16 protein-coding genes and 1 pseudogene are annotated in these 19,775 nt (G+C 67.7%); 9 read left to right on the top strand and 8 right to left on the bottom strand.

The annotated features are described in order from the left end of the window. The first annotated feature begins 237 nt into the window (after positions 1 to 237). From AC2A1N_RS15505 to AC2A1N_RS15490, 4 genes and pseudogenes are all read left to right on the top strand, one after another. Complete coding sequence (locus AC2A1N_RS15505) at positions 238 to 435, top strand: zinc-finger domain-containing protein (RefSeq protein WP_061479572.1); 198 nt, start codon at positions 238 to 240, stop codon at positions 433 to 435. Positions 436 to 450: 15 nt separating this feature from the next. After that, positions 451 to 1,566: a glycosyltransferase gene (locus AC2A1N_RS15500; RefSeq protein ID WP_061479571.1), complete on the top strand. Its 1,116-nt coding sequence runs from the start codon at positions 451 to 453 to the stop codon at positions 1,564 to 1,566. Then, positions 1,547 to 2,878, top strand: a complete 1,332-nt coding sequence (locus AC2A1N_RS15495) for an O-antigen ligase family protein (protein WP_061479570.1) — start codon at positions 1,547 to 1,549, stop codon at positions 2,876 to 2,878. The genes AC2A1N_RS15500 and AC2A1N_RS15495 overlap by 20 nt, the downstream gene beginning before the upstream one ends. Before the next feature lie 150 nt (positions 2,879 to 3,028). Beyond that, positions 3,029 to 3,479, top strand: a pseudogene (locus AC2A1N_RS15490) (REP-associated tyrosine transposase). 38 nt (positions 3,480 to 3,517) lie between these two features. Here the strand turns inward: AC2A1N_RS15490 and AC2A1N_RS15485 are convergent. Next, on the bottom strand, positions 3,518 to 4,435 hold the full coding sequence (locus AC2A1N_RS15485; protein ID WP_061479569.1) for an LpxL/LpxP family Kdo(2)-lipid IV(A) lauroyl/palmitoleoyl acyltransferase: 918 nt from the start codon (positions 4,433 to 4,435) through the stop codon (positions 3,518 to 3,520). A 60-nt stretch (positions 4,436 to 4,495) separates the two neighbouring features. On the opposite strand from AC2A1N_RS15485, the gene waaA reads away from it, so the two are divergent. Both waaA and AC2A1N_RS15475 read left to right on the top strand, forming a co-directional pair. Then, the gene (waaA, locus tag AC2A1N_RS15480) at positions 4,496 to 5,794 is read left to right on the top strand and encodes a lipid IV(A) 3-deoxy-D-manno-octulosonic acid transferase (RefSeq protein ID WP_061479568.1); all 1,299 of its coding nucleotides are present in this window, start codon (positions 4,496 to 4,498) and stop codon (positions 5,792 to 5,794) included. 223 nt (positions 5,795 to 6,017) lie between these two features. Continuing rightward, the gene (locus tag AC2A1N_RS15475) at positions 6,018 to 7,268 is read left to right on the top strand and encodes an amino acid transporter (protein WP_154351394.1); all 1,251 of its coding nucleotides are present in this window, start codon (positions 6,018 to 6,020) and stop codon (positions 7,266 to 7,268) included. Positions 7,269 to 7,366: 98 nt separating this feature from the next. On the opposite strand, the gene AC2A1N_RS15470 is transcribed toward AC2A1N_RS15475, so the two are convergent. The 3 genes from AC2A1N_RS15470 to AC2A1N_RS15460 all read right to left on the bottom strand — a co-directional run bounded on the left by AC2A1N_RS15470 (position 7,367) and on the right by AC2A1N_RS15460 (position 10,205). Beyond that, a complete protein-coding gene (locus tag AC2A1N_RS15470; protein WP_061479566.1) occupies positions 7,367 to 8,725 on the bottom strand; it encodes a TolC family outer membrane protein in 1,359 nt (452 codons plus the stop codon). Between the two features lie 16 nt (positions 8,726 to 8,741). After that, positions 8,742 to 9,389: a protein-L-isoaspartate O-methyltransferase family protein gene (locus tag AC2A1N_RS15465; protein WP_049416694.1), complete on the bottom strand. Its 648-nt coding sequence runs from the start codon at positions 9,387 to 9,389 to the stop codon at positions 8,742 to 8,744. 135 nt (positions 9,390 to 9,524) lie between these two features. Beyond that, on the bottom strand, positions 9,525 to 10,205 hold the full coding sequence (locus tag AC2A1N_RS15460; RefSeq protein WP_061479565.1) for a TetR/AcrR family transcriptional regulator: 681 nt from the start codon (positions 10,203 to 10,205) through the stop codon (positions 9,525 to 9,527). 118 nt (positions 10,206 to 10,323) lie between these two features. On the opposite strand from AC2A1N_RS15460, the gene AC2A1N_RS15455 reads away from it, so the two are divergent. Beyond that, positions 10,324 to 11,454 carry an efflux RND transporter periplasmic adaptor subunit gene (locus tag AC2A1N_RS15455; protein ID WP_061479564.1) on the top strand — a complete coding sequence of 377 codons (1,131 nt, stop codon included), beginning with the start codon at positions 10,324 to 10,326 and terminating at the stop codon, positions 11,452 to 11,454. 4 nt (positions 11,455 to 11,458) lie between these two features. Continuing rightward, positions 11,459 to 14,620 carry an efflux RND transporter permease subunit gene (locus AC2A1N_RS15450; protein ID WP_484372798.1) on the top strand — a complete coding sequence of 1,054 codons (3,162 nt, stop codon included), beginning with the start codon at positions 11,459 to 11,461 and terminating at the stop codon, positions 14,618 to 14,620. Between the two features lie 167 nt (positions 14,621 to 14,787). Here the strand turns inward: AC2A1N_RS15450 and AC2A1N_RS15445 are convergent, their stop codons facing one another. Further along, positions 14,788 to 15,693, bottom strand: coding sequence for a LysR family transcriptional regulator (locus tag AC2A1N_RS15445; RefSeq protein ID WP_484372796.1), 906 nt, complete (start codon positions 15,691 to 15,693; stop codon positions 14,788 to 14,790). A gap of 117 nt (positions 15,694 to 15,810) precedes the next feature. On the opposite strand from AC2A1N_RS15445, the gene AC2A1N_RS15440 reads away from it, so the two are divergent. Then, complete coding sequence (locus AC2A1N_RS15440; RefSeq protein ID WP_138952542.1) at positions 15,811 to 16,584, top strand: SDR family oxidoreductase; 774 nt, start codon at positions 15,811 to 15,813, stop codon at positions 16,582 to 16,584. Between the two features lie 102 nt (positions 16,585 to 16,686). Here AC2A1N_RS15440 and leuB read toward each other — a convergent pair whose 3' ends face one another. From leuB to leuC, 3 genes are read right to left on the bottom strand one after another with little or no spacing between them, the layout of a single operon-like run. Further along, positions 16,687 to 17,748, bottom strand: a complete 1,062-nt coding sequence (leuB, locus tag AC2A1N_RS15435) for a 3-isopropylmalate dehydrogenase (protein WP_088496830.1) — start codon at positions 17,746 to 17,748, stop codon at positions 16,687 to 16,689. Then, positions 17,738 to 18,316, bottom strand: coding sequence for a 3-isopropylmalate dehydratase small subunit (leuD, locus tag AC2A1N_RS15430; RefSeq protein ID WP_111201712.1), 579 nt, complete (start codon positions 18,314 to 18,316; stop codon positions 17,738 to 17,740). The genes leuB and leuD overlap by 11 nt, the downstream gene beginning before the upstream one ends. Beyond that, the gene (gene leuC, locus AC2A1N_RS15425) at positions 18,316 to 19,734 is read right to left on the bottom strand and encodes a 3-isopropylmalate dehydratase large subunit (RefSeq protein ID WP_061479558.1); all 1,419 of its coding nucleotides are present in this window, start codon (positions 19,732 to 19,734) and stop codon (positions 18,316 to 18,318) included. Before leuC ends, leuD begins: the two co-directional genes overlap by 1 nt. Positions 19,735 to 19,775 lie beyond the last annotated feature (41 nt).

The raw sequence follows: 19,775 nt of genomic DNA, 5'->3' as shown, positions 1-19,775 counted from the left end.
GCCGCGCGCTGGCAAGTGCCATTTAGTTCGATCCAAATGCGGGAAATATCGCTGGAGTCGATTCTGGCGAGCGAACCTGCCGGAACGACCGCGAAATCCCCGGAATCACCGCCGCCCGGCGTGCGGCGGGGAGATGCGAGGCATCGGCGGCGGCGTGCAAAGGCCCGTTGCGGGGCAATGTCGTTGCGGCCCAGATGCTAGAATCACAGGCCTCGCAACCCGTTCACCGAATCCGCCATGAGCCATACCGCCACCGCGCCCGCCAACGCCGAGAAGCGCTACACCGTGCACCGCAGCGATCTGCCGTTGAGCTGCCCGACCCCGGAAATGGCGCTGTGGAACTCGCATCCGCGCGTGTACCTGCCGATCGAGGACGAGCCCAACGGCGAAGCGCAGTGCCCGTACTGCGGGTCCATGTTCGTGCTGGCCGACTAAACGGCGGCCCCTTCGATGCGCCGATTGACCGTGGTGCAGTTGCTGCCGGCGCTGCACTCCGGTGGTGTCGAGCGCTCGACCCTGGAAATCGCTGCGGCCCTGGTTGCCGCCGGCCATCGCGCGCTGGTGGTGTCTGCCGGCGGCCGCCTGGTGCAGCCGCTGCTGGACAGCGGTGCCGAGCACCTCACCCTGGATATCGGCCGCAAGTCGCTGCTGACCCTGCGCCATCTGCCGACCCTGCGCCGGCTGTTTGCCGAAGTTGGTGCGGACATCGTGCATGCCCGTTCGCGGCTGCCGGCCTGGTTGGGCCTGTACGCGATCCGCGCCATGCCCGCCGCACAGCGCCCGCATTGGGTGACCACCGTGCACGGGTTGAACTCGCCCAGCCGCTACAGCGCGGTGATGACCAGTGGCGAACGCGTGATCTGCGTGTCCAACACCGTGCGTGCCTACGTGCAACGCCATTACCCGACGGTGCCGGAAGAAAAACTGCGGGTCGTACCGAGAGGTGTCGACGTCAACCAGTTCCCGCGCGTGGCGCGCGCCGACCGCCGTCCGCGGCTGGCCCTGGCGGCCGACTACCCGTGGCTGGCGCAGGTTGAGGGCCCGCTGCTGCTGCTGCCGGGGCGCGGCACCCGACTGAAGGGCCACGCCCACGCGCTGCAGCTGCTGGCCGACGTGCGTGCCGCCGGCGTGCCTGCCCAGCTGTGGATGCTGGGCACCGACGAACCCGGGCGCGAGGCCTATGTGGCTGGCCTGCGCCGCCAGGCCGCGGCGCTGGGCGTGGCCGAGGCCGTACAGATCAGCACGCCTACCGTCCGCATCGCCCAGGCCTACGCCGCCAGCGATCTGGTGCTGCAGCTGTCGGACAAGCCGGAAGCCTTTGGCCGCACCGTGCTCGAGGCGCTGTCGGTCGGCCGCCCGGTGCTGGGCTGGGACCACGGTGGCGTCGGCGAACTGCTGCAGCAGCTGCAGCCCAGCGGTGCGGTGCCGCTGGGCGACGCGCACGCGCTGGGTGAACGTGCGCTGGCCCTGCTGGCGCAGCCGCCGTCCCTGCCGACCCGCATCCCGTTTACCCTGCAGGCCATGCAGCGCGACACCCTCCGCCTCTATGCCGATCTCGCCGGCTGACCCCGCTGCCATCGTGCGCGACGACCGTGCCGGGCGCTGGGCGCCCTGGTGGGTGCTGGCGTACGTGGCGATGTGGCCGCTGCCGGGCATTGCCGAAACCGTGCTGGGCCTTGGCGCGGTCTATGCTGCCGCGCGCATGGTGATGCGCCGGCTGCAGCGCCGCCCGCACCTGTTGAGCACGGCGGCGTGGGCGCTGACCTCGATCCTGTTCCTCGGCTACTGGCTGCCGCAGGCGTTTTCGGCCATCGATGCGATCGACCCTTCGGCCTCGTGGACCAAGGCGGCCGCCGGACTGCGCTACCTGCCCTTCATGTGGCTGGTGGCGATCGCGGTGGCCACGCCGGAACGGCGGCGCTTGACCTTCGGTGGCCTGGCGCTGATCACCGGCGTGTGGACGCTGGACGCGCTGGTGCAGGCGCTGGCTGGCACCAGCCCGTGGTTCTGGTCGCTGGAACACCTGAAGCTGGCCGTGAGTGGCCAGGCGCTGTGCCCGGCCGACGAAGCCGCACTGGCCGACCGCCTCAGTGGCGCGCTTGGGCCCTGCAATCTGAAATTCGGCCAGGTGCTCGCCAGCCTGTCACCGTTCCTGCTGCTGCCGATGGCGCGGCGTTTCGGCAATGCAGGGTGGTTGCTCGCCGCTGCGACACTGGGGTGCGTGCTGCTGCTGGCAGGTTCGCGCGCCTCGTGGATCACCTTTGTGCTGGTGCTGGCCTACAGCGGCGTGCGCCAGTTCGGCTGGAAGCGGCTGTTCCTGCTGGCCCTGGTGGCAACGCTGGGCACGGCTGGACTGGCAGCGGGCGTGCCGCAGCTGCGCGAGCGTGTCGCGCGCACGGCGCAGGCATGGAACGAAGACGGGCAGGGCGTTGACGAGGCGCTTTCGGGGCGCGCGCGCATCTGGACCGCGGCGGTGTGCATGATCGAGGAGCATCCGGTCAACGGTGTCGGTGCGCGCGGCTTCCGCGATGCGTATCCGGCCTGCGTGTCAGATGAGGGCCCCGCCGTGTGGGGCAACCAACCGGCGTTGCACGCCCACCAGATCGTGCTGGAAATCCTTGCCGAGACCGGCGTTCTGGGCCTGCTGCTGTGGTTGGCGGCGGTGGCGCAGGCCTGGCGGGCCTGGCGCTATGCCCCGGCGGCTGCACGTGATCGCGCCCGGCCGGCGATGCTGGCGCTGGCGGTCACGGTGTTCCCGCTCAATACGCACCTGGCGTTCTATTCCGCTTTCTGGGGTGGCCTGACGGTGCTGCTGGCTGCGTTGTTCGCCGGCAGCCTGCTGGCGCGGGACGCGGGCGACACGCCGACGGTGGTCTGATCGTCCATCCACCCATGGCGCGGCTCTACTGCATGTACCGAACGGAGCGTGCTTTGGTAGATCCACGCCATGCGTGGATGGAGCATTCCCGACGCAAATACCGGTCAACCACCACTACCGGTGTTTCCATGCGTATCGCACGCTGGAGGCATGGCCAGTCCCAGACTTCGCTACGGTCGGTATTCCCGATCCGGCAACGTGTACTCATTGACCACAGCAACCTTCGGCCGCGAACCGTTGTTCGCCGCTGCGGCAAACGTGGCGATCCTTATCGACACACTGCGCTTCGTAGAGCGCAAGGGCTTCAGCCATAGCCTCGCCTGGGTGGTTCATGCCCGACCATCTGCACTGGCTGATGGAGCTGCGCGGAGGAACCCTGGCCGAGTGCGTGGCCCTGCTCAAATCACGCAGCAGCCGACTGCTGAACCGACGATTGGAGCGACAAGGGCCGCTGTGGCAGCGCGGTTACCACGATCACGCCGTACGCAGCGATGAATCCCTTCATGAGAAGGCGATGTACATCATGGCCAACCCGGTCCGTGCGGGCCTGGCCAGCACGTTGGGTGAGTGCCCGCACGCATGGTGCCGTTGGCCGTTGTAGGTGCCGCCATGCGTGGATGAAACCCTCCCGCCGCACCGCTATTTGTAGAAATCACTCCGGCCGCCGGGCTGGCGCTTGAAGCGGCGGTGGATCCACAGGTACTGGTCGGGAGCCTCTCGCACCATCGCTTCGATGGCCTGGTTGACCCGGGTGGTATCGGCTTCCACATCCTCGCTGGGGAAGTTCTCCAGCGGCGCGCCGATCTTCAGGAAGTACTTTCCGCCTTCGCGCCGGTGGAAGTACGGAATCACCGCACAGCCGGTCATGCGCGCCAGCTGATGGGTGGCGGTGATGGTCGAAGCGGTGTGGCCGAAGAACGGCACGAATACGGTGTCTTTGCCCCGCATGTCCTGGTCTGGCGCGTACCAGAGGAAGCCGCCCTTCTTCAGGTGGCGCACGGTCGCGCGGATGTCCTCGTTGGCGAACATCGCCTTGGCATAGCGCAGGCGGCCGAACTTGACCGCCCACTCGTACACCGGGTTCTTGTGCTTGCGGTACATGCCGGAAAGATCGACGTAGTCGCACAGCAGGCGGCCGCACATCTCCAGGGTCATGAAGTGGCCGGAGACCAGCAGGACGCCGCGGCCTTCGGCCTGCATCTGCCGCAGGTGTTCCAGGCCTTCGACCCGTACCTGCGGGCGGATGCTGTCGATGCTGCCCCACCAGGCGCGGATGCACTCGAACACGCCGACGCCCAGCGCATCGAAACTGTCGCGCACCAGGCGCTGCCGCCACGCTTCGTCCTTCTCGGGGAAGCACAGCTGCAGGTTGACCTCGGCGGCGCGGCGGCGGCTGCCGAGCAGGCGCCAGGTGATCCAGCCGACGCCCCGGCCCAGCGCGCGCTGCAGCATCCACGGCAGGCGGGCGATGGCGAAGGCGCCGAACATGGCGGCGAACATCGGCCAGTTGCGCGGATCGCGCAGCGACGGGCGGACGGCGGTGGAGGCATCTGACATGGGGCCATTCTACCAAGGCGGCCGCGTGTCTTTCCCGGGGGGCTCCCGTATCCTTGCCGCATGCGTAAAGACCCTGTCGAATGGATCCTGCGCGGCCTGTACTCGGTCGTGCTCTATATCCTGCTGCCGATCACCGTGTACCACCTGGTCTGGCGCGGTTTCCGGGTCCGTGAGTACTTCCGGCGCTGGGACGAACGCTACGCCTCCTATCCGCAGCCGACCGGCCAGCCACGGGTGTGGCTGCACGCGGTCTCGGTGGGCGAGGTCAATGCCGCCGCGCCGCTGGTCAATGCCCTGCGCCAGCAGCGCCCGGACATCCGCTGGGTCATCACCACCATCACTCCGACCGGCTCCGAGCGCGTGCGTGCGCTCTGGGGCGACGCGCTGGACCATGTCTACCTGCCGTACGACGTGCCGGGCAGCGTCAACCGCTTCCTCGGCCATTTCCAGCCCAGCCTGGCGCTGATCCTGGAAACCGAGTTGTGGCCGAACATGCTGTTCGGCTGCCGTGACCGTGGTGTTCCGGTCTACATCCTCAATGCCCGGTTGTCGGCGCGTTCGCTGCGCGGCTACCGGCTGCTGGCCGCATTGATCCGCCGCGCCCTGCGCACCGTCACCTGCGTGGCCGCGCAGTCGCAGGACGATGCCGAGCGCTTCGTGCAGCTGGGGGCGGAGCCCGGCCAGGTGCAGGCACTGGGCAACCTGAAGTTCGACATCACCACGCCGGACGTGCAGGGCTTCGTCGAACAGTTCCATGCACGGGTGCCGGGCGCGCGCCCGGTATGGATCGCCGCCAGTACCCATGACGGCGAAGAGCAGACGGTGATCGACCTGCACCGCCGCCTGCGCCAGCAGCATCCGGATCTGCTGCTGCTGTGGGCACCGCGCCATCCCGAACGTTTCCCCAAGGTGGAAGCGCTGGCGCGCGAACAGGGCTGGAGCGTGGCGACCCGCCGCGTGGACCAGTGGCCGCACGCCGCCACAGACGTGTTCGTCATCGATACCCTCGGCGAGCTGATGCCGTTCTACGCCTGCGCCCAGGTCGCCTTCGTCGGCGGCAGCCTGCAGGCCATCGGTGGCCACAACCTGCTGGAGCCCGCTGCGATGGGAACCGCGGCGGTGACCGGCCCGCACCTGCACAACTTCGCGGAAATCTCCCGGCGCATGCGCGAGGCCGGTGCGCTGCTGATCGGCGAAGATGCGCAGGCGGTGGGCGACCTGCTGCAGCATCTGCTTGAAGATGCGCAGGCCCGCGAGGACATGGCGCGTGCGGGCTGCACGTTGGTCAGCAATGGCCGTGGCGCGCTGCAGCGCACGCTTGCGCTGGTCGCACCGCACCTGCCACCGGCACGCGATTGATCCCGGCAGCGCGGCGTCGGCGGCGCTGCGCTGCGTTGTCGTGATCAACTTCATCAATTCTGCTTAGCGACGATTTTTCTGTCGTTGCTGGACCGACCCTGCCGATGGCAGCGTGCCTGCCATCACATCGTGGCGCACGCAGCACCGATTCTGATTCCGCAGGACGACGCAGGCTGCCAGCCTGCTGTCGACCGCGCTTGGGCGGATATCAAGGGAACTTGCGATGGACGGCGACAGGGGCAGGGACGGCACCGGTGGGGCGCGCTTGGGGATGGACCACCTGGCTGTGGTGGCACTGACGTTGCTGGTGGGCGGCAGCGTGATCGCGCTGGTGGGCCAGCACACGGCGGCACAGGCTGGCCCCGCCATCGTACTGAGCCTGTTGCTGGCCGCACTGGGGGCTGGCCTGGTGCTGTGCTGCCTGCAGGATCTGGTGCTGCGACTGCCGGCGGCCGATGGCCTGTACGGGCTGCTGGCCGCCAGCTGGGGGCCACGGGTGGCCGTCGTTCTGGGCACGATCCTGTTGCTTGAGCTGACGGCGACCACGGCGGGCGCGGCACAGTCCATGGCCCGCCATGTACATGCGGTGCTGGCTACCGGAGGCCTCCATGCCAATGACTGGCTGCCCGTGCAGATAGCGGCGGCCGTGGGCCTGCTGACGTTGAGCGCGCTCGCGTTGCTGCCGCCGCGGGGTGTGGCCCTTGCGGCCTGTGCGCTGCTGACGGTGAAGATCGGTGTGGGGGTGTTGCTGCTGGCGCTGGCGGCACGTCACGTGCACTACGGGCATTGGATTCCCTGGCTGCCTCCGGCGACCGCGCCGTATCGCTTCGGGCTGGGGGGCGTGCTGGCGGCTGCGGTGCCGCTGCTGGGCATATTTGCCAGCGTGGGCCTGGCACTGGGCTTTCCTGCGCTGCGCCGCCAGGGTGCGATGTGGCAGCCGGCGGTGCTGGCGCTGGTCTCGTTGCTGGCGATGCTGCTGCTGATCGTGCTGGCAGCATTGCAGGCCGGGCTGGTCGAGTTTTCCGCGCTCGCCAGTACCCGGCCACTGGCCGTGGCGCTGCAGGTGCACCCCCAGCTGCAGTGGATGCTGCCATTGTTGCCCCTGGCCGGGGCAGCGGGCCTGGCCGCCCTGCAGTTGGTGCTGCTGATGCTGGCCGTCCGGTTGGCCACATCGTTGTGGCTCCGCGCAGCTGACGCGGCGGGACGATCCCGCACGCGCCTGAGCGCAATGGTGGTTGCGCTGCCGGCGGTGATGCTGGTGTTGTGGCTGCCGCAGGGCACCTTGCCGGCGCTGCCGGGTCCGGCAACGCTGGTGGTGATGGCGGCGCTGTGCCTGGCGGTGCTGCGGCGGCGTCGGGATGACACCCGGCAAGGCGCAGCCGGCTGCGGGCTGATGATGTCGATGCTGGCCCCCTTGGCAGCCGCGCTGTGCGTGCTTGCGGCGTTGGAACGCCTGCGCGCATGGCCGGGCTGACGGTTCGTGGGGCCACGCCGGGGGGGGCGCGCGTGTGGATGCAGCACCTGCAAAAAAGCCACCCTCGCGGGTGGCTTTTTCGTTGCAGGGGCGGCGACTCAGTGCGTGGTCGTGGCCGGGTTGCCCGCGTCCTGGGTCAGCAGTCGATTGACGTCCTGCAGTTCGGCCACGTCCAGCGCACCCAGCGACTGGCTCAGCAGCAGGCGGTTCTGCAGGAAGGTGTAACGGGCCTGGGCATAGTCCAGCTGCGCCGAGAACAGGATGCGCTGGTTCTGGATCACATCCAGCACGGTACGGGTACCGACTTCCAGGCCCACCTGCGAGGCGTCGTACGCGCTCTGTGCCGAAACCACCGCCAGGCGGCGGGCTTCCACTTCGCTGATGCCCTGCACCAGGGTCTGGTAGGCATTGCGGGTATTGCGATCCAGGGCACGCTTCTGCTGCTCGTAGCCGTCCTGGGCGATGTCACGCTGCGCCAGAGCCTGGCGCACGCCGGACTGGGTGGCGCCACCGGAGAAGATCGGCACGCTCAGGGTCAGGCCGATGCTGTTGGTGCGCGCATCCGGCGACAGCGAACCGGCACCGGTGCTGTCGCCCCAGGTGGCGCTCTTGCCCCAGCTGCCGCCCAGCGACAGGGTCGGGTAATGGCCACCACGGGCAGCCTGCACGCCGGCTTCAGCGGCACTGACCTTCAGCTCCTGCGCCTTCAGCGCCGGATTCTGGGTGGTAGCCTGCTGCACCAGCTCGTCGATGTTGCCGCGGTTGGCCGGCACTTCCGGCCGGAAGTCCGCCGGCAGGCCACGCAGGTTGGTCACCGGCTGGCCGGTCAGTTCGGTCAGGGCCTGGTAGTTATCGGCCAGGGTGTTCTGCGCAATGATGGTGTTGGCGCGCGCCTGGTCGTACTGGGCGCGTGCTTCGTGCACGTCGGTGATCGGCGCCAGACCCACTTCCAGGCGCTTGTCGGCGAAGTCGAACTGCTTCTTCGCGGCCGCTTCATTGGTCTGTGCGGCGTTCAGCGATTCGATCGCCACCAGCACATTGAAGTAGGCCGCCGAGGTGCGCACGATCAGGCTGTCGTTGGCCGACTCGAGGGTGAAGTCCGCTGCCTTGCTCAGCTCACGCTGCGAACGCAGATTGTTGATCTGGGTCCAGTTGAACAGCGTCTGGCTGCCGTCGATCGCGTAGGTGCGGCGCTTGTTGGTGAACGAGCCGGAATTGGCGTCGGCGTTCGGCTCGCTGCGCGTGCGGTTCAGCGTGGCCTGGCCGTTGATCTGCGGCAGCAGGGCGGCACGCGCCTGCACGGCGCCTTCCTTGTCGTACAGCCGGGTCGATTCGGCGGCCGACAGCTGCGGATCGCCGTTGCGGGCCATTTCGTAGACCTGCAGCAGGTCGGCGGCATGGGCGGACAACGGCAGCAGGGCAGTGGCCAGCGCAACAGCGAGGGATCGGCGGATCATTGCGGCTTCCTTGGACTCAGAGGTGGAACTGGGGGGCCGGGGCGGCACCACGCAGGTAATCGATATCGGTCTCGAACAGGGACTCGGAGCTGCCGTCGGCCTTGACCAGCAGGGCCTCCATCGCCGGCGAGCGGCCGTGGATCACGAACAGGCGGCCACCCGGACGCAGCCACGAGGCGAACTGTGACGGCACCACGTCGACCGCACCAGTGACACAGATCACGTCAAAGCGGCGTTCGGTCTGCCAGGACAGGGCATCGGCCACTTCCACGCGGACGTTGCTGCCCAGGCCGGAGGCGTCCAGGCGGGCACGCGCAGCGGCGGCCAGCTCCGGGTCGATTTCCAGGCTCAGCACATCGCGCGCCAGCGCGCCGATGCAGGCCGACAGGAAGCCGCTGCCCGTGCCGATTTCCAGTACTTCGTCACCCGGCTGTAGGTCCAGTGCCTGCAGGGTACGGCCCTCGATGACCGGCTTCATCATCTTCTGGCCGTGGCCGATCGGCAGTTCGACATCGGCGTAGGCCAGTGCCCGGTGCGCGTCGGCGACAAAGGCCTCGCGCGGCAGGCGGGCCAGGACGTCGAGCACCTTGATGTCCAGCACGTCCCAGGGACGGATCTGCTGTTCCACCATCAGTTCGCGGGCGTGGGCGTAATCAATCGTCATGAGGTTCAAATCCAGCGCAGTGGGCCGGCCATTTTACCGGTGCCGGAGGCCGGCGGCGCGCCCAGAGCATCAGCTGCCGGGGGCCGGGGTCGCAGTGCCGGAAGTCATCGCGACCTCCGGTTCGTTCAGTTTTGGTTATTCAGCCGGTCCGGCCCCTCGCGGCGCGTAGGCGCGCAGGAAGAAGTCGATGCTGGCGGTCACGTGGGCAACAGGGTCGCATTCCACGGGTGACAGTGGCATGCCGCACATCATATGCATGTGCACTTCGCCCTTGACGAGGGTCAGGAACTGCTCGCCGGCCAGAGCACAGTCGGTGATCTCCAGTTCGCCACGTTCGGCGCGGGCGCGCAGGAAATCGGCCAGCGCCTCGCAGGTACGCTCGGGGCCGGCTTTCCAGAACAGCGCGCGCAGGCGTTCGTCGGTCTCCGGCGCCATCATCATGCGCTGGATCGAGATCGCCGCGTCGGAGGTGATCAGCTCGAAGAAGGCCAGGCCAATACCTATCAGCTGGTCGCGCAGCGGGCCGTCCGCGTCGGCTACGAACAACGCGTCGGGCAGCATTTCAATGCACTTTGACTGCACCGCCTCGGAGAACAGCGTCTCCTTGTCGCCAAAGTGGCTGTACACAGTCAGCTTCGAGACGCCGGCCTGAGCGGCGATGGTGTCCATGCTCACGCCGGTATACCCCTGTTCGATGAACAGTGCCTTGGCTGCTTCAAGGATCGCCGCGCGCTTGCCGAGGTCCTTGGGGCGCCCGGGTCCGGCGGCCTTGGCAGCGGGCTTGGCCGACGGCTTGCGGGAAATGTGGGAACTCATCGCGACAATACTAGACCAAGCGGTTCGATATTTATACTATACCGGCCGGTTTATTAAATTGGGCCGGCAGTCGCGGCTCCCTCCTTAGTTGCAACCCTGCGTTTCAGGACGTTGACCGATGAAGATCGTGCGCTGGATGGGCGGTATGGTGTGGATGGCTGCGCTGGCAGCCTGTTCGGGGCAGGAACAGGCGCCACCGGCGGCCGTACCGGTGCTGGTGGTTCACCCCGGCGAGCAGGCCGGGCAGGCGCCGGCGGCGTTCCCGGGCACGGTGCGTGCCCGGCAGGAAAGCCCGCTGTCGTTCCGCGTTGGCGGCAACCTGGTCAAGCGCCACGTCGATGCCGGGCAACGGGTGAAGAAGGGCGACGTGCTGGCCGAGCTGGACGTGGCTGACTTCGCGCTGCAGGCCCGCGCCTCGCAGGCGCAGCTGGCGGCAGCCGAAGCCGATCTGGTGCGCGCCCGCGATGACCTCAAGCGTTACCAGGTGCTGGCCGACCAGCAGCTGGTCAGCCGCTCGCAGCTGGACCAGCAGTCCGCCGCGTTCAAGGCCGCGCAGGGCCAGGCCAACGCCGCCCGCGCCAACCTCGATGTGTTGCGCAACCAGGCCGGCTACGCACAGCTGCGCGCGCCGGCTGACGGTGTGATCGCCAGCCGCGAGGCCGAGGCCGGGCAGGTAGTGTCCGCCGGGCAGACCATCTTTAACCTGGCCGCCGACGGTGGCCGCGAAGTGCTGATCGACCTGCCCGAGGCCACCATCCGCGACTATGCGGTGGGCCAGCCGGTTGAGGTGGAGTTGTGGAACCGCCCCGGCCAGCGCCTGCCGGGCACGATCCGGGAGATCGCCGCCGCTGCCGATCCGCAGGCACGTACCTATGCGACCCGGGTCAGTCTGCCCGCCGATGCGCTGGCCGACGTCGAACTGGGCCAGAGTGCCCGCGTCTACAGCAGCGCCGGTCGCCACGGCACCCTGCAGCTGCCGCTGGGCGCGCTGCAGCGCGGTGCCAACGGTGCCGCCAGCGTATGGGTGGTCGATCCGGCCAACAGCACGCTGAGGGCCGCAACGGTTACCACCGGTGCGTTTGGCAGCGAGACGGTACCGGTGCTGTCCGGCGTGAACGCGGGTGACTGGGTGGTTGCTGCGGGTGGCCACCTGCTGCGGGCCGGTCAACCGGTGATCGCCGTGGACCGGCAGAACCGTCCCGTGCTGAAGCCGGCTACGCCGGCCGCTGCCGCCAAGGCCAGGGAGTAAGCCGGTGCGCCGCTTCAATCTTTCCGAGTGGGCGTTGTCCAACCGCCCGCTGGTGCTGTTTGCGATGCTGGCCTTCGCGCTGATCGGCGCATGGTCGTACAAGCATCTGGGCCAGTCCGAGGACCCGCCGTTCACCTTCAAGGCGATGGTGGTGCGCACGTTGTGGCCCGGGGCCACTGCCGAGCAGGTCTCGCGGCAGGTGACCGAGCCGCTCGAGAAGGCGCTGATGAATACCGGCGAGTACGAGTTCATCCGCTCGTACTCGCGTCCGGGCGAATCGCAGATCATCTTCATGGCGCGCGACAGCCTGCGCTCCAGGCAGATCCCGGACCTGTGGTACCAGGTGCGCAAGCGCGTGGGCGACATCCGCCCGACGCTGCCACGCGAGATCGTCGGTCCGTTCTTCAACGATGAGTTCGGCGACACCTACGGCAACATCTATGCGTTGACCGGCAAGGGCTTCGACTATGCGGTGATACGCGACTACGCCGACCGCATCCAGCTGGAACTGCAGCGGGTGCCCGACGTCGGCAAGATCGACCTGGTCGGCCTGCAGGACGAGAAGGTGTGGATCGAACTGTCCAACACTCGGCTGGCCACGCTGGGCGTGTCGATGCAGCAGGTGCAGCAGGCGCTGGCCGACCAGAATGCAGTGACCGGCACCAGCTTCTTCGAGACCGCCACCGATCGCGTGCAGCTGCGGGTGACCGGCCAGTTCAACGACATCGAAGCGATCCGCCAGTTCCCGATCCGCGCCGGTGACCGCACCGTGCACCTGGGCGACATCGCCGAGGTCAAGCGCGGCTTCGCCGATCCGGCGTCGCCGAAGATGCGCTTCATGGGCGAAGAGGCGATCGGCCTGGCGGTGGCGATGAAGGATGGCGGTGACATTCTCAAGCTCGGCGCCAACCTCGATGCCGAGTTCGAACGCCTGCAGAAGACCCTGCCGGCCGGCATGCAGCTGCGCAAGGTGTCCGACCAGCCGCAATCGGTGGAAGAGTCGGTCGGCGAGTTCGTGCAGGTGCTGACCGAGGCGGTGGTGATCGTGCTGCTGGTCAGCTTCTTCTCGCTGGGCCTGCGCACCGGCCTGGTGGTGGGCGTGACCATCCCGCTGGTGCTGGCGATGACCTTCTTCGTCATGCACTACTTCGACATCGGCCTGCACAAGATCTCGCTGGGTGCATTGGTGCTGGCGCTGGGCCTGCTGGTGGACGATGCGATCATCGCGGTGGAGATGATGGCCACCAAGATGGAGCAGGGCTATGACCGCCTGCGCGCCGCCAGTTTCGCCTGGGAGTCGACCGCGTTCCCGATGCTGACCGGCACCCTGATCACCGCGGCCGGCTTCCTGCCCATTGCCACTGCGGCATCGAGTACCGGTGAATACACCCGCTCGCTGTTCCAGGTGGTGACCATCGCGCTGGTGGTGTCGTGGATCGCAGCGGTGCTGTTCATCCCTTACCTGGGCGACAAGATGCTGCCGGACCTGTTCAATCCGCAGCCGCCGAAGCCGGGCAGCCTGTCCGCGCGCTGGCACGCCAAGCGCCAGCAGTGGGCCGACCGCTACCCGGCGCTGGCCAACCTGATCGCGCCGCCGCAGCACGGGCATGACCATGATCCGTACCAGCGCCCGTTCTACCGCAGTTTCCGTCGCTTCCTCGATGGCTGCCTGCGTCACCGCTGGTGGGTGATCGCCGCGACCATCGCGCTGTTCGTGTTCTCGCTGATGATGTTCCGCTTCGTGCCGCAGCAGTTCTTCCCGGATTCGACCCGGCCGGAATTGATGGTGGACATCGAGCTGGCCGAGGGCGCGTCGCTGCGCTCGACCCAGGCCCAGGCCGAGAAGCTGGAGAAGCTGCTGTCCAGCCGCGAGGGCATTGCCAACTACGTCTCCTACGTGGGCACCGGTTCGCCGCGCTTCTACCTGCCGCTGGACCAGCAGCTGCCGGCGACCAACTTCGCCCAGTTCGTGGTGCTGGCCAAGGACATCAGGTCACGCGAAAGCACCCGCGACTGGCTGCTGCACGAGGTGATCCCGAAGTTCCCGGACGTGCAGATGCGCGTGACCCGCCTGGAGAACGGCCCGCCGGTCGGCTATCCGGTGCAGATGCGCATCTCCGGCGAGCACATCGAGAAGGTGCAGGCGATCGCGCGCCAGGTCGAGGCCAAGGTGCGGGAGAACCCGCACGTGATGAACGTCAACCTGGACTGGAGCGAGCCGAGCAAGGTGGTGCGCCTGGTAGTCGACCAGGAGCGCGCCCGCGCGCTGGGCGTGAGCAGCGCCCAGGTCAGCCAGTTCCTGTCCAGTTCGTTGGCCGGGCAATCGGTCAGCGTGTATCGCGAGGGCAATCGCCAGATCGAGATGCTGCTGCGCGGGCCGGCCGATGAGCGCAACCAGCTGGAGCTGCTGTCCAGCCTGTCGATGCCCACCGCCAACGGTGGCAGCATCACGCTGTCGCAGGTGGCGACGATGGAGTACGGCTTCGAGGACGGCATCATCTGGCACCGTAACCGGTTGCCGACGGTGACTGTGCGCGCTGACATCAGTGATGGCATGCAGGCGCTGGACGTGGTGCATCAGATCCTGCCCACACTGGACGGCATCCGTGCCGAGCTGCCAAGTGGTTACCTGCTGGAAACCGGCGGTACCGTGGAAGATTCGGCGCGTGGCCAGAACTCGATCAAGGCCGGCATGCCGCTGTTCCTGGTGGTGGTGGCCACGCTGCTGATGCTGCAGCTGCGCAGCTTCTCGCGTGCAGCGATGGTGCTGGTGACCGCGCCGCTGGGCATCATCGGCGCGACCCTGTTCCTGCTGCTGTTCCGGGCGCCGTTCGGCTTCGTGGCGCTGCTGGGCACGATCGCACTGGCCGGCATGATCATGCGCAACTCGGTGATCCTGATCGACCAGATCCAGCAGGACATCGATGCCGGGCATGACCGTTGGCATTCGATCATCGACGCCACGGTGCGCCGCTTCCGCCCGATCGTGCTGACCGCACTGGCAGCCGTGTTGGCGATGATTCCGCTGTCGCGCAGCGCGTTCTACGGATCGATGGCGATCTCGATCATGGGCGGCCTGATCGTCGGTACGGTGCTGACCCTGGTGTTCCTGCCGGCGTTGTACGCGGCGTGGTTCCGGGTGAAGCCCGATGAATCCGGGGCGTGATGCCCCGGCGTCCACGGCCAGCGCCTCTGGCAGGTGCCAACCTTGGTTGGCACTGCTCGCGGTACCTGCTTTCTGTAGAGCCGAGCCACGCTCGGCTGCTCTTCGCGCGTTGATGGGATGAGTCGAGCATGGCTCGACTCTACACAAGCATCACGCAGGGCATGGATCTACCGCAGCTGCAGGCCGGTCCGTAGCACCGGCAGCAGCCATTCGACGAACACCTGCACGCGCAGCGCACGGTGCTGCCGATGCGGCTGCAGCAGGGTGACCGGCAATGGCTGTGCGACGTGCTGTGGCATCACTTCCACCAGCGCGCCGGATTGCAGCTCGGCCTGTACGTCGTAGCGCGGAATCTGTAAAAGACCCAACCCCGCCACACAGCACGCAATCGATGCCTCGGCGCTGTTCACACGCACCCAGCCAGGCATCGGCAGCGTGCGCAGTTGGCCGCCGTCCTGCCACTCCCACGGTTCCACCCGTGCCGTGGTCGGCGACGCGTAGTTCACCGCGCGATGCTGCGGCAGGTCGGCAGGATGCTGCGGCACGCCGTGTTCGCGCAGGTAGGCCGGCGCCGCGACGTTGGCAAAATCCAGTTGGCCCAGCGTGCGCGCCACCAGGCTGGAATCGCCCAGTTGGCCGACCCGCAGCACCGCATCGCAACCGTCTTCGATCAGGTTCACCGCGCGGTCGGTCATGCCCAGGTCCACTTCCACCTGCGGATACTGCGCGAAGAACCCGGGCAGCGCCGGTGCGATGATGCGGCGGCCGATGCGGCTGGGTACGTCGATCTTCAGCAGGCCCGACGGCTGGGCGTCGACCTGGAGGAACAGCGATTCGGCGTCTTCGACCTCGGCGATCAGGCGCAGGCAGCGGGCATGGAACACGTCGCCGTCGTGGGTGGTGGACACCCGGCGGGTCGAGCGCTGCAGCAGGCGGGTGCCGAGCCGCTGCTCCAGCTCCGCAATGGCTGCCGAGACCGTGGAGCGGGGCAGGCCGAGCTGGTCGGCGGCGCGGGTGAAGCTCGCGCACTCCACGACCCGGGTGAAGATGCGGAAGCGATCGATCCGGTCCATTGTTCGCTGGCTCTGGAAAGTTAAGTCAAAGTGGCGGGCTTTATCCGCATTTTCTGCACGATATCGTCGTCAGGGCAGGGTTGCCACCCCGGGCAGCCCCCTCCCGAGACCGAAGCCATGACCGAGCATTCCCTCAAGGGCAAGACCGTGCTGATCGCCGGTGGCGCCAAGAACCTGGGCGGCCTGATCGCCCGCGACTTCGCCGCACAGGGCGCCAAAGCCATCGTCATCCACTACAACAGTGCCGCTACCCAGGCCGATGCAGAAGCGACGGTAGCCGCGGTGCAGGCCGCCGGCAGCAAGGCGGTGGCCTTGCAGGGCGACCTGACGTCGGCGGCAGCGATGGAGCGCTTGTTCGCCGATGCCGTGGCCGCAGTCGGCCGTCCTGACATCGCCATCAACACGGTGGGAAAGGTACTCAAGAAGCCGCTGCTGGACATCAGCGAGGCGGAGTACGACGAGATGAGCGCGGTCAATGCCAAGGCCGCGTTCTTCTTCCTGAAGGAGGCAGGTCGCCACGTCAATGACGGTGGCCGCATCTGCACCCTGGTCACCTCGCTGCTGGGTGCGTTCACGCCGTTCTATTCCAGTTACGCCGGCACCAAGGCGCCGGTCGAGCACTTCACCCGCGCGGCGTCGAAGGAATTTGGTGAGCGCGGCATTTCGGTGACCGCGATCGGTCCCGGTCCGATGGACACGCCGTTCTTCTATCCGGCCGAGAGCGCCGATGCGCAGGCGTATCACAAGACTGCGGCGGCATTGTCGGCGTTCACCCGCACCGGGCTGACCGACATCGCCGATATCGTGCCGTGGATCCGCTTCCTGGTGACGGATGGCTGGTGGATGACCGGGCAGACGATTCTGGTCAATGGTGGGTACACCACCAAGTAACGCAGCCACGCACGGCGTGGGTCTACCAGTAGAGCCACCCCATGGGTGGCTGCGCACGATATCCGACGGGAAGCGCGCCACGCATGGCCTGGCGCTACCGGATCAGCCCAGCTTCGCCAGCACCGCGTCGGTCGCTGCCGCGGTGCTCACCGCCTTGCCCTTCGCAGCCAGATCAGCAGTGAACACGCCGTCATCCAGCACCGCATGCACGGCGGCTTCCACCGCGGCCGCTTCGGCTTCCAGCCCCAGCGAATGGCGCAGCAGCATCGCGGCGCTGAAGATTGTCGCGTACGGATTGGCGATGCCCTTGCCGGCGATGTCCGGGGCCGAACCGTGGATGGGCTCGTAAATGCCCACCGCACCCGGCTCGCCCAGCGAAGCCGACGGCAGCAGGCCCAGCGAACCGGCCAGCATCGAGGCCTCATCGGTGAGGATGTCGCCGAACATGTTCTCGGTGACGATCACGTCGTACTCGCGTGGCTTGGCCAGCAGGTGCATGGCCATCGAATCGACCAACTGGTGCTCCAGCGCCACGTCCGGGAACTCCTCGCGGCCGATGCGTGCGGCCACGTCGCGCCACAGGCGCGAGGTTTCCAGCACATTGGCCTTGTCCACCGAAGTGACCTTGCCGCGACGCTGCTGGGCCAGGCGGAAGGCACTGCGCAGCACGCGTTCGATCTCGGCCACAGTGTAGCGGCACAGGTCGCTGGCGCTGTCGGCGTCGCGGGTCTTGTCGCCGAAGTAGATGCCGCCGGTCAGTTCACGCACCACCACGAAGTCCACGCCCTGCAGCAGCTCGGCCTTGATCGGTGATGCGTGCAGCGCGGCTTCGTGGGTACGTACCGGGCGCAGATTCGCGTACAGGCCCAGCGCCTTGCGGATCGCCAGCAGGCCCTGCTCGGGGCGCACCTTGGCGTTCGGGTCGGACCACTTCGGGCCACCGACCGCGCCCAGCAGTACCGCATTGGCGGCCTGGCAGGCGGCGAGGGTCGACGCCGGCAGCGGTTCACCGTGGCGGTCGATGGCGATGCCACCGATGTCGTGCTCGCTGAAAGTGAAGGTGTGGTTGAAGCGTCCGGCGACCGCCTTCAGGACGGCAACTGCCGCGGCGGCCACTTCCGGGCCGATGCCATCACCGGGCAGGACAACAATCTCAGCGTGCATGCTCACTCTCGTAACGTTCGATTTCAGGGACACGGCCCAACAGATACCCCAACTGGTCGACGCCTTCCAGCAGGCAGGTCTGCGAGAAGCCATCCAGCGGGAAGGAATAGACGCGGCCAGCGGGGGTGCGCAGCTCGCGCGCAGCCACGTCGATGGTCAGCGCATCGTCCGGGCGCTGCATCAGCGCCTGCACGTCGGCCTCGTCCAGCACGATCGGCAGCAGGCCGTTCTTCAGCGCGTTGCCGCGGAAGATGTCCGCGATCTCGCTGCTGACGATGGCACGCAGGCCCAGGTCGGTCAGCGCCCACGGTGCATGCTCGCGCGAAGAACCGCAGCCGAAGTTGCGGCCCGCCAGCAGGATGCTGCGGCCGGCGTTGTGCGGCTGGTTGAAGGCGAAGTCGGCCACCGGCGAACCATCAGCTTGCCAGCGCCAGTCGTTGAACGCGTTGCGACCCAGCCCGGCACGCTCGGTGGTGGACAGGAACCGCGCCGGGATGATCTGGTCGGTGTCGATGTTGGTCTGGCGCAGCACCACGCTGGCCGAGGTCAGGGTACGGAAACCGGCCATCACGCCACCTCCTGTGCGAACAGTTCGCGGGTGTCGGCCACATGCCCGTTCACCGCGGCCCACGCGGCGCTCATCGGCGAGGCCAGCAGCGTGCGCGAACCGGGCCCCTGCCGGCCTTCAAAATTGCGGTTGCTGGTGCTCACGGCCAGCTGGCCGGGGGCGACCAGATCGCCGTTCATCGCGATGCACATCGAGCAGCCCGGCTCGCGCCATTCGGCACCGGCCGCGCGCACGATCTCGTGGATGCCCTCGGCTTCGGCCTCGCGCTTGACGATCTCCGAGCCCGGCACCACCAGCATGCGCACCCGGTCGGCGACGCGACGACCGCGCAGCACCTGCGCCACTTCGCGCATATCACTCAGGCGGCCGTTGGTGCACGAACCAACGAACACTACGTCCACCGGTGTGCCCGCCAGCGCCTTGCCGGCCTGGAAGTGCATGTAGTCCAGGCCCTTCTGCGCGGCGGCATCGTTGGCGGCGGGAATCGGCGCATCCACGGCGATCGCGGTACCCGGATGCGTACCCCAGGTCAGGGTCGGGCGGATGTCGGCGGCGTCGATGTGCACTTCGCTGTCGAAGCGCGCGCCGTCATCGCTGCGCAGCTGTTGCCAGCGCGCCACGGCAGCGTCGAAGTCGGCGCCCTTGGGGCCGCGCGGCGTAGCGGCGACGAAGTCGAAGGTGACCTGGTCGGGCGCGACCATGCCGGCGCGTGCACCTGCTTCGATCGACATGTTGCACAGGGTCATGCGCTGTTCCATGTCCATCGCTTCGATGGTGCTGCCACGGAACTCGATCACATGGCCGGTGCCGCCGTTGACGCCGATCACGCCGATGATGTGCAGGACCACATCCTTGGCGCCGACGCCGGGTGCCAGCGCACCGTCAACGGTGATCGCGAAGGTCTTGGCCTTGCGCTGCAGCAGGCACTGCGTGGCCAGCACGTGGCCGACCTCGCTGGTGCCGATGCCGAAGGCCAGCGAGCCGAATGCACCGTGGGTGGAGGTGTGGCTGTCGCCGCAGACGATGGTCATGCCGGGCTGGGTGAAGCCCTGTTCCGGCGCAATGACATGGACGATGCCGCGGTTGTCCGAGGCCATGTCGAACAGTTCGATGCCGTGCTCGGCGCAATTTCGCGCCAGGGTGGCGACCTGTGCCTCGGAAGCGGCGCTGGCGTAGGGCAACGTGCCGTCCGCGGCGGCCGGCAGGGTCGGCGTGGAATGGTCCATCGTCGCCTTGGTGCGGTCCGGCCGGCGCGGCGACAGGCCGCGCTCGCGCAGTTCGGTGAATGCCTGCGGTGAGGTCACCTCGTGGATCAGGTGCAGGTCGATGTACAGCACGGCGGGCGCGCTGTCGGATTCGGGAACCACCACGTGGGCGTCCCACAGTTTGTCGTACAGGGTGCGGGGTGCAGAAGTCATGCGTATGCCTGGCAGAAGTACGAAATAGCGAACATCAGTAA

This window comes from Stenotrophomonas maltophilia group sp. SKK55 (assembly GCF_057179845.1).
This window is presented reverse-complemented; position numbering and strand designations above follow the sequence as displayed.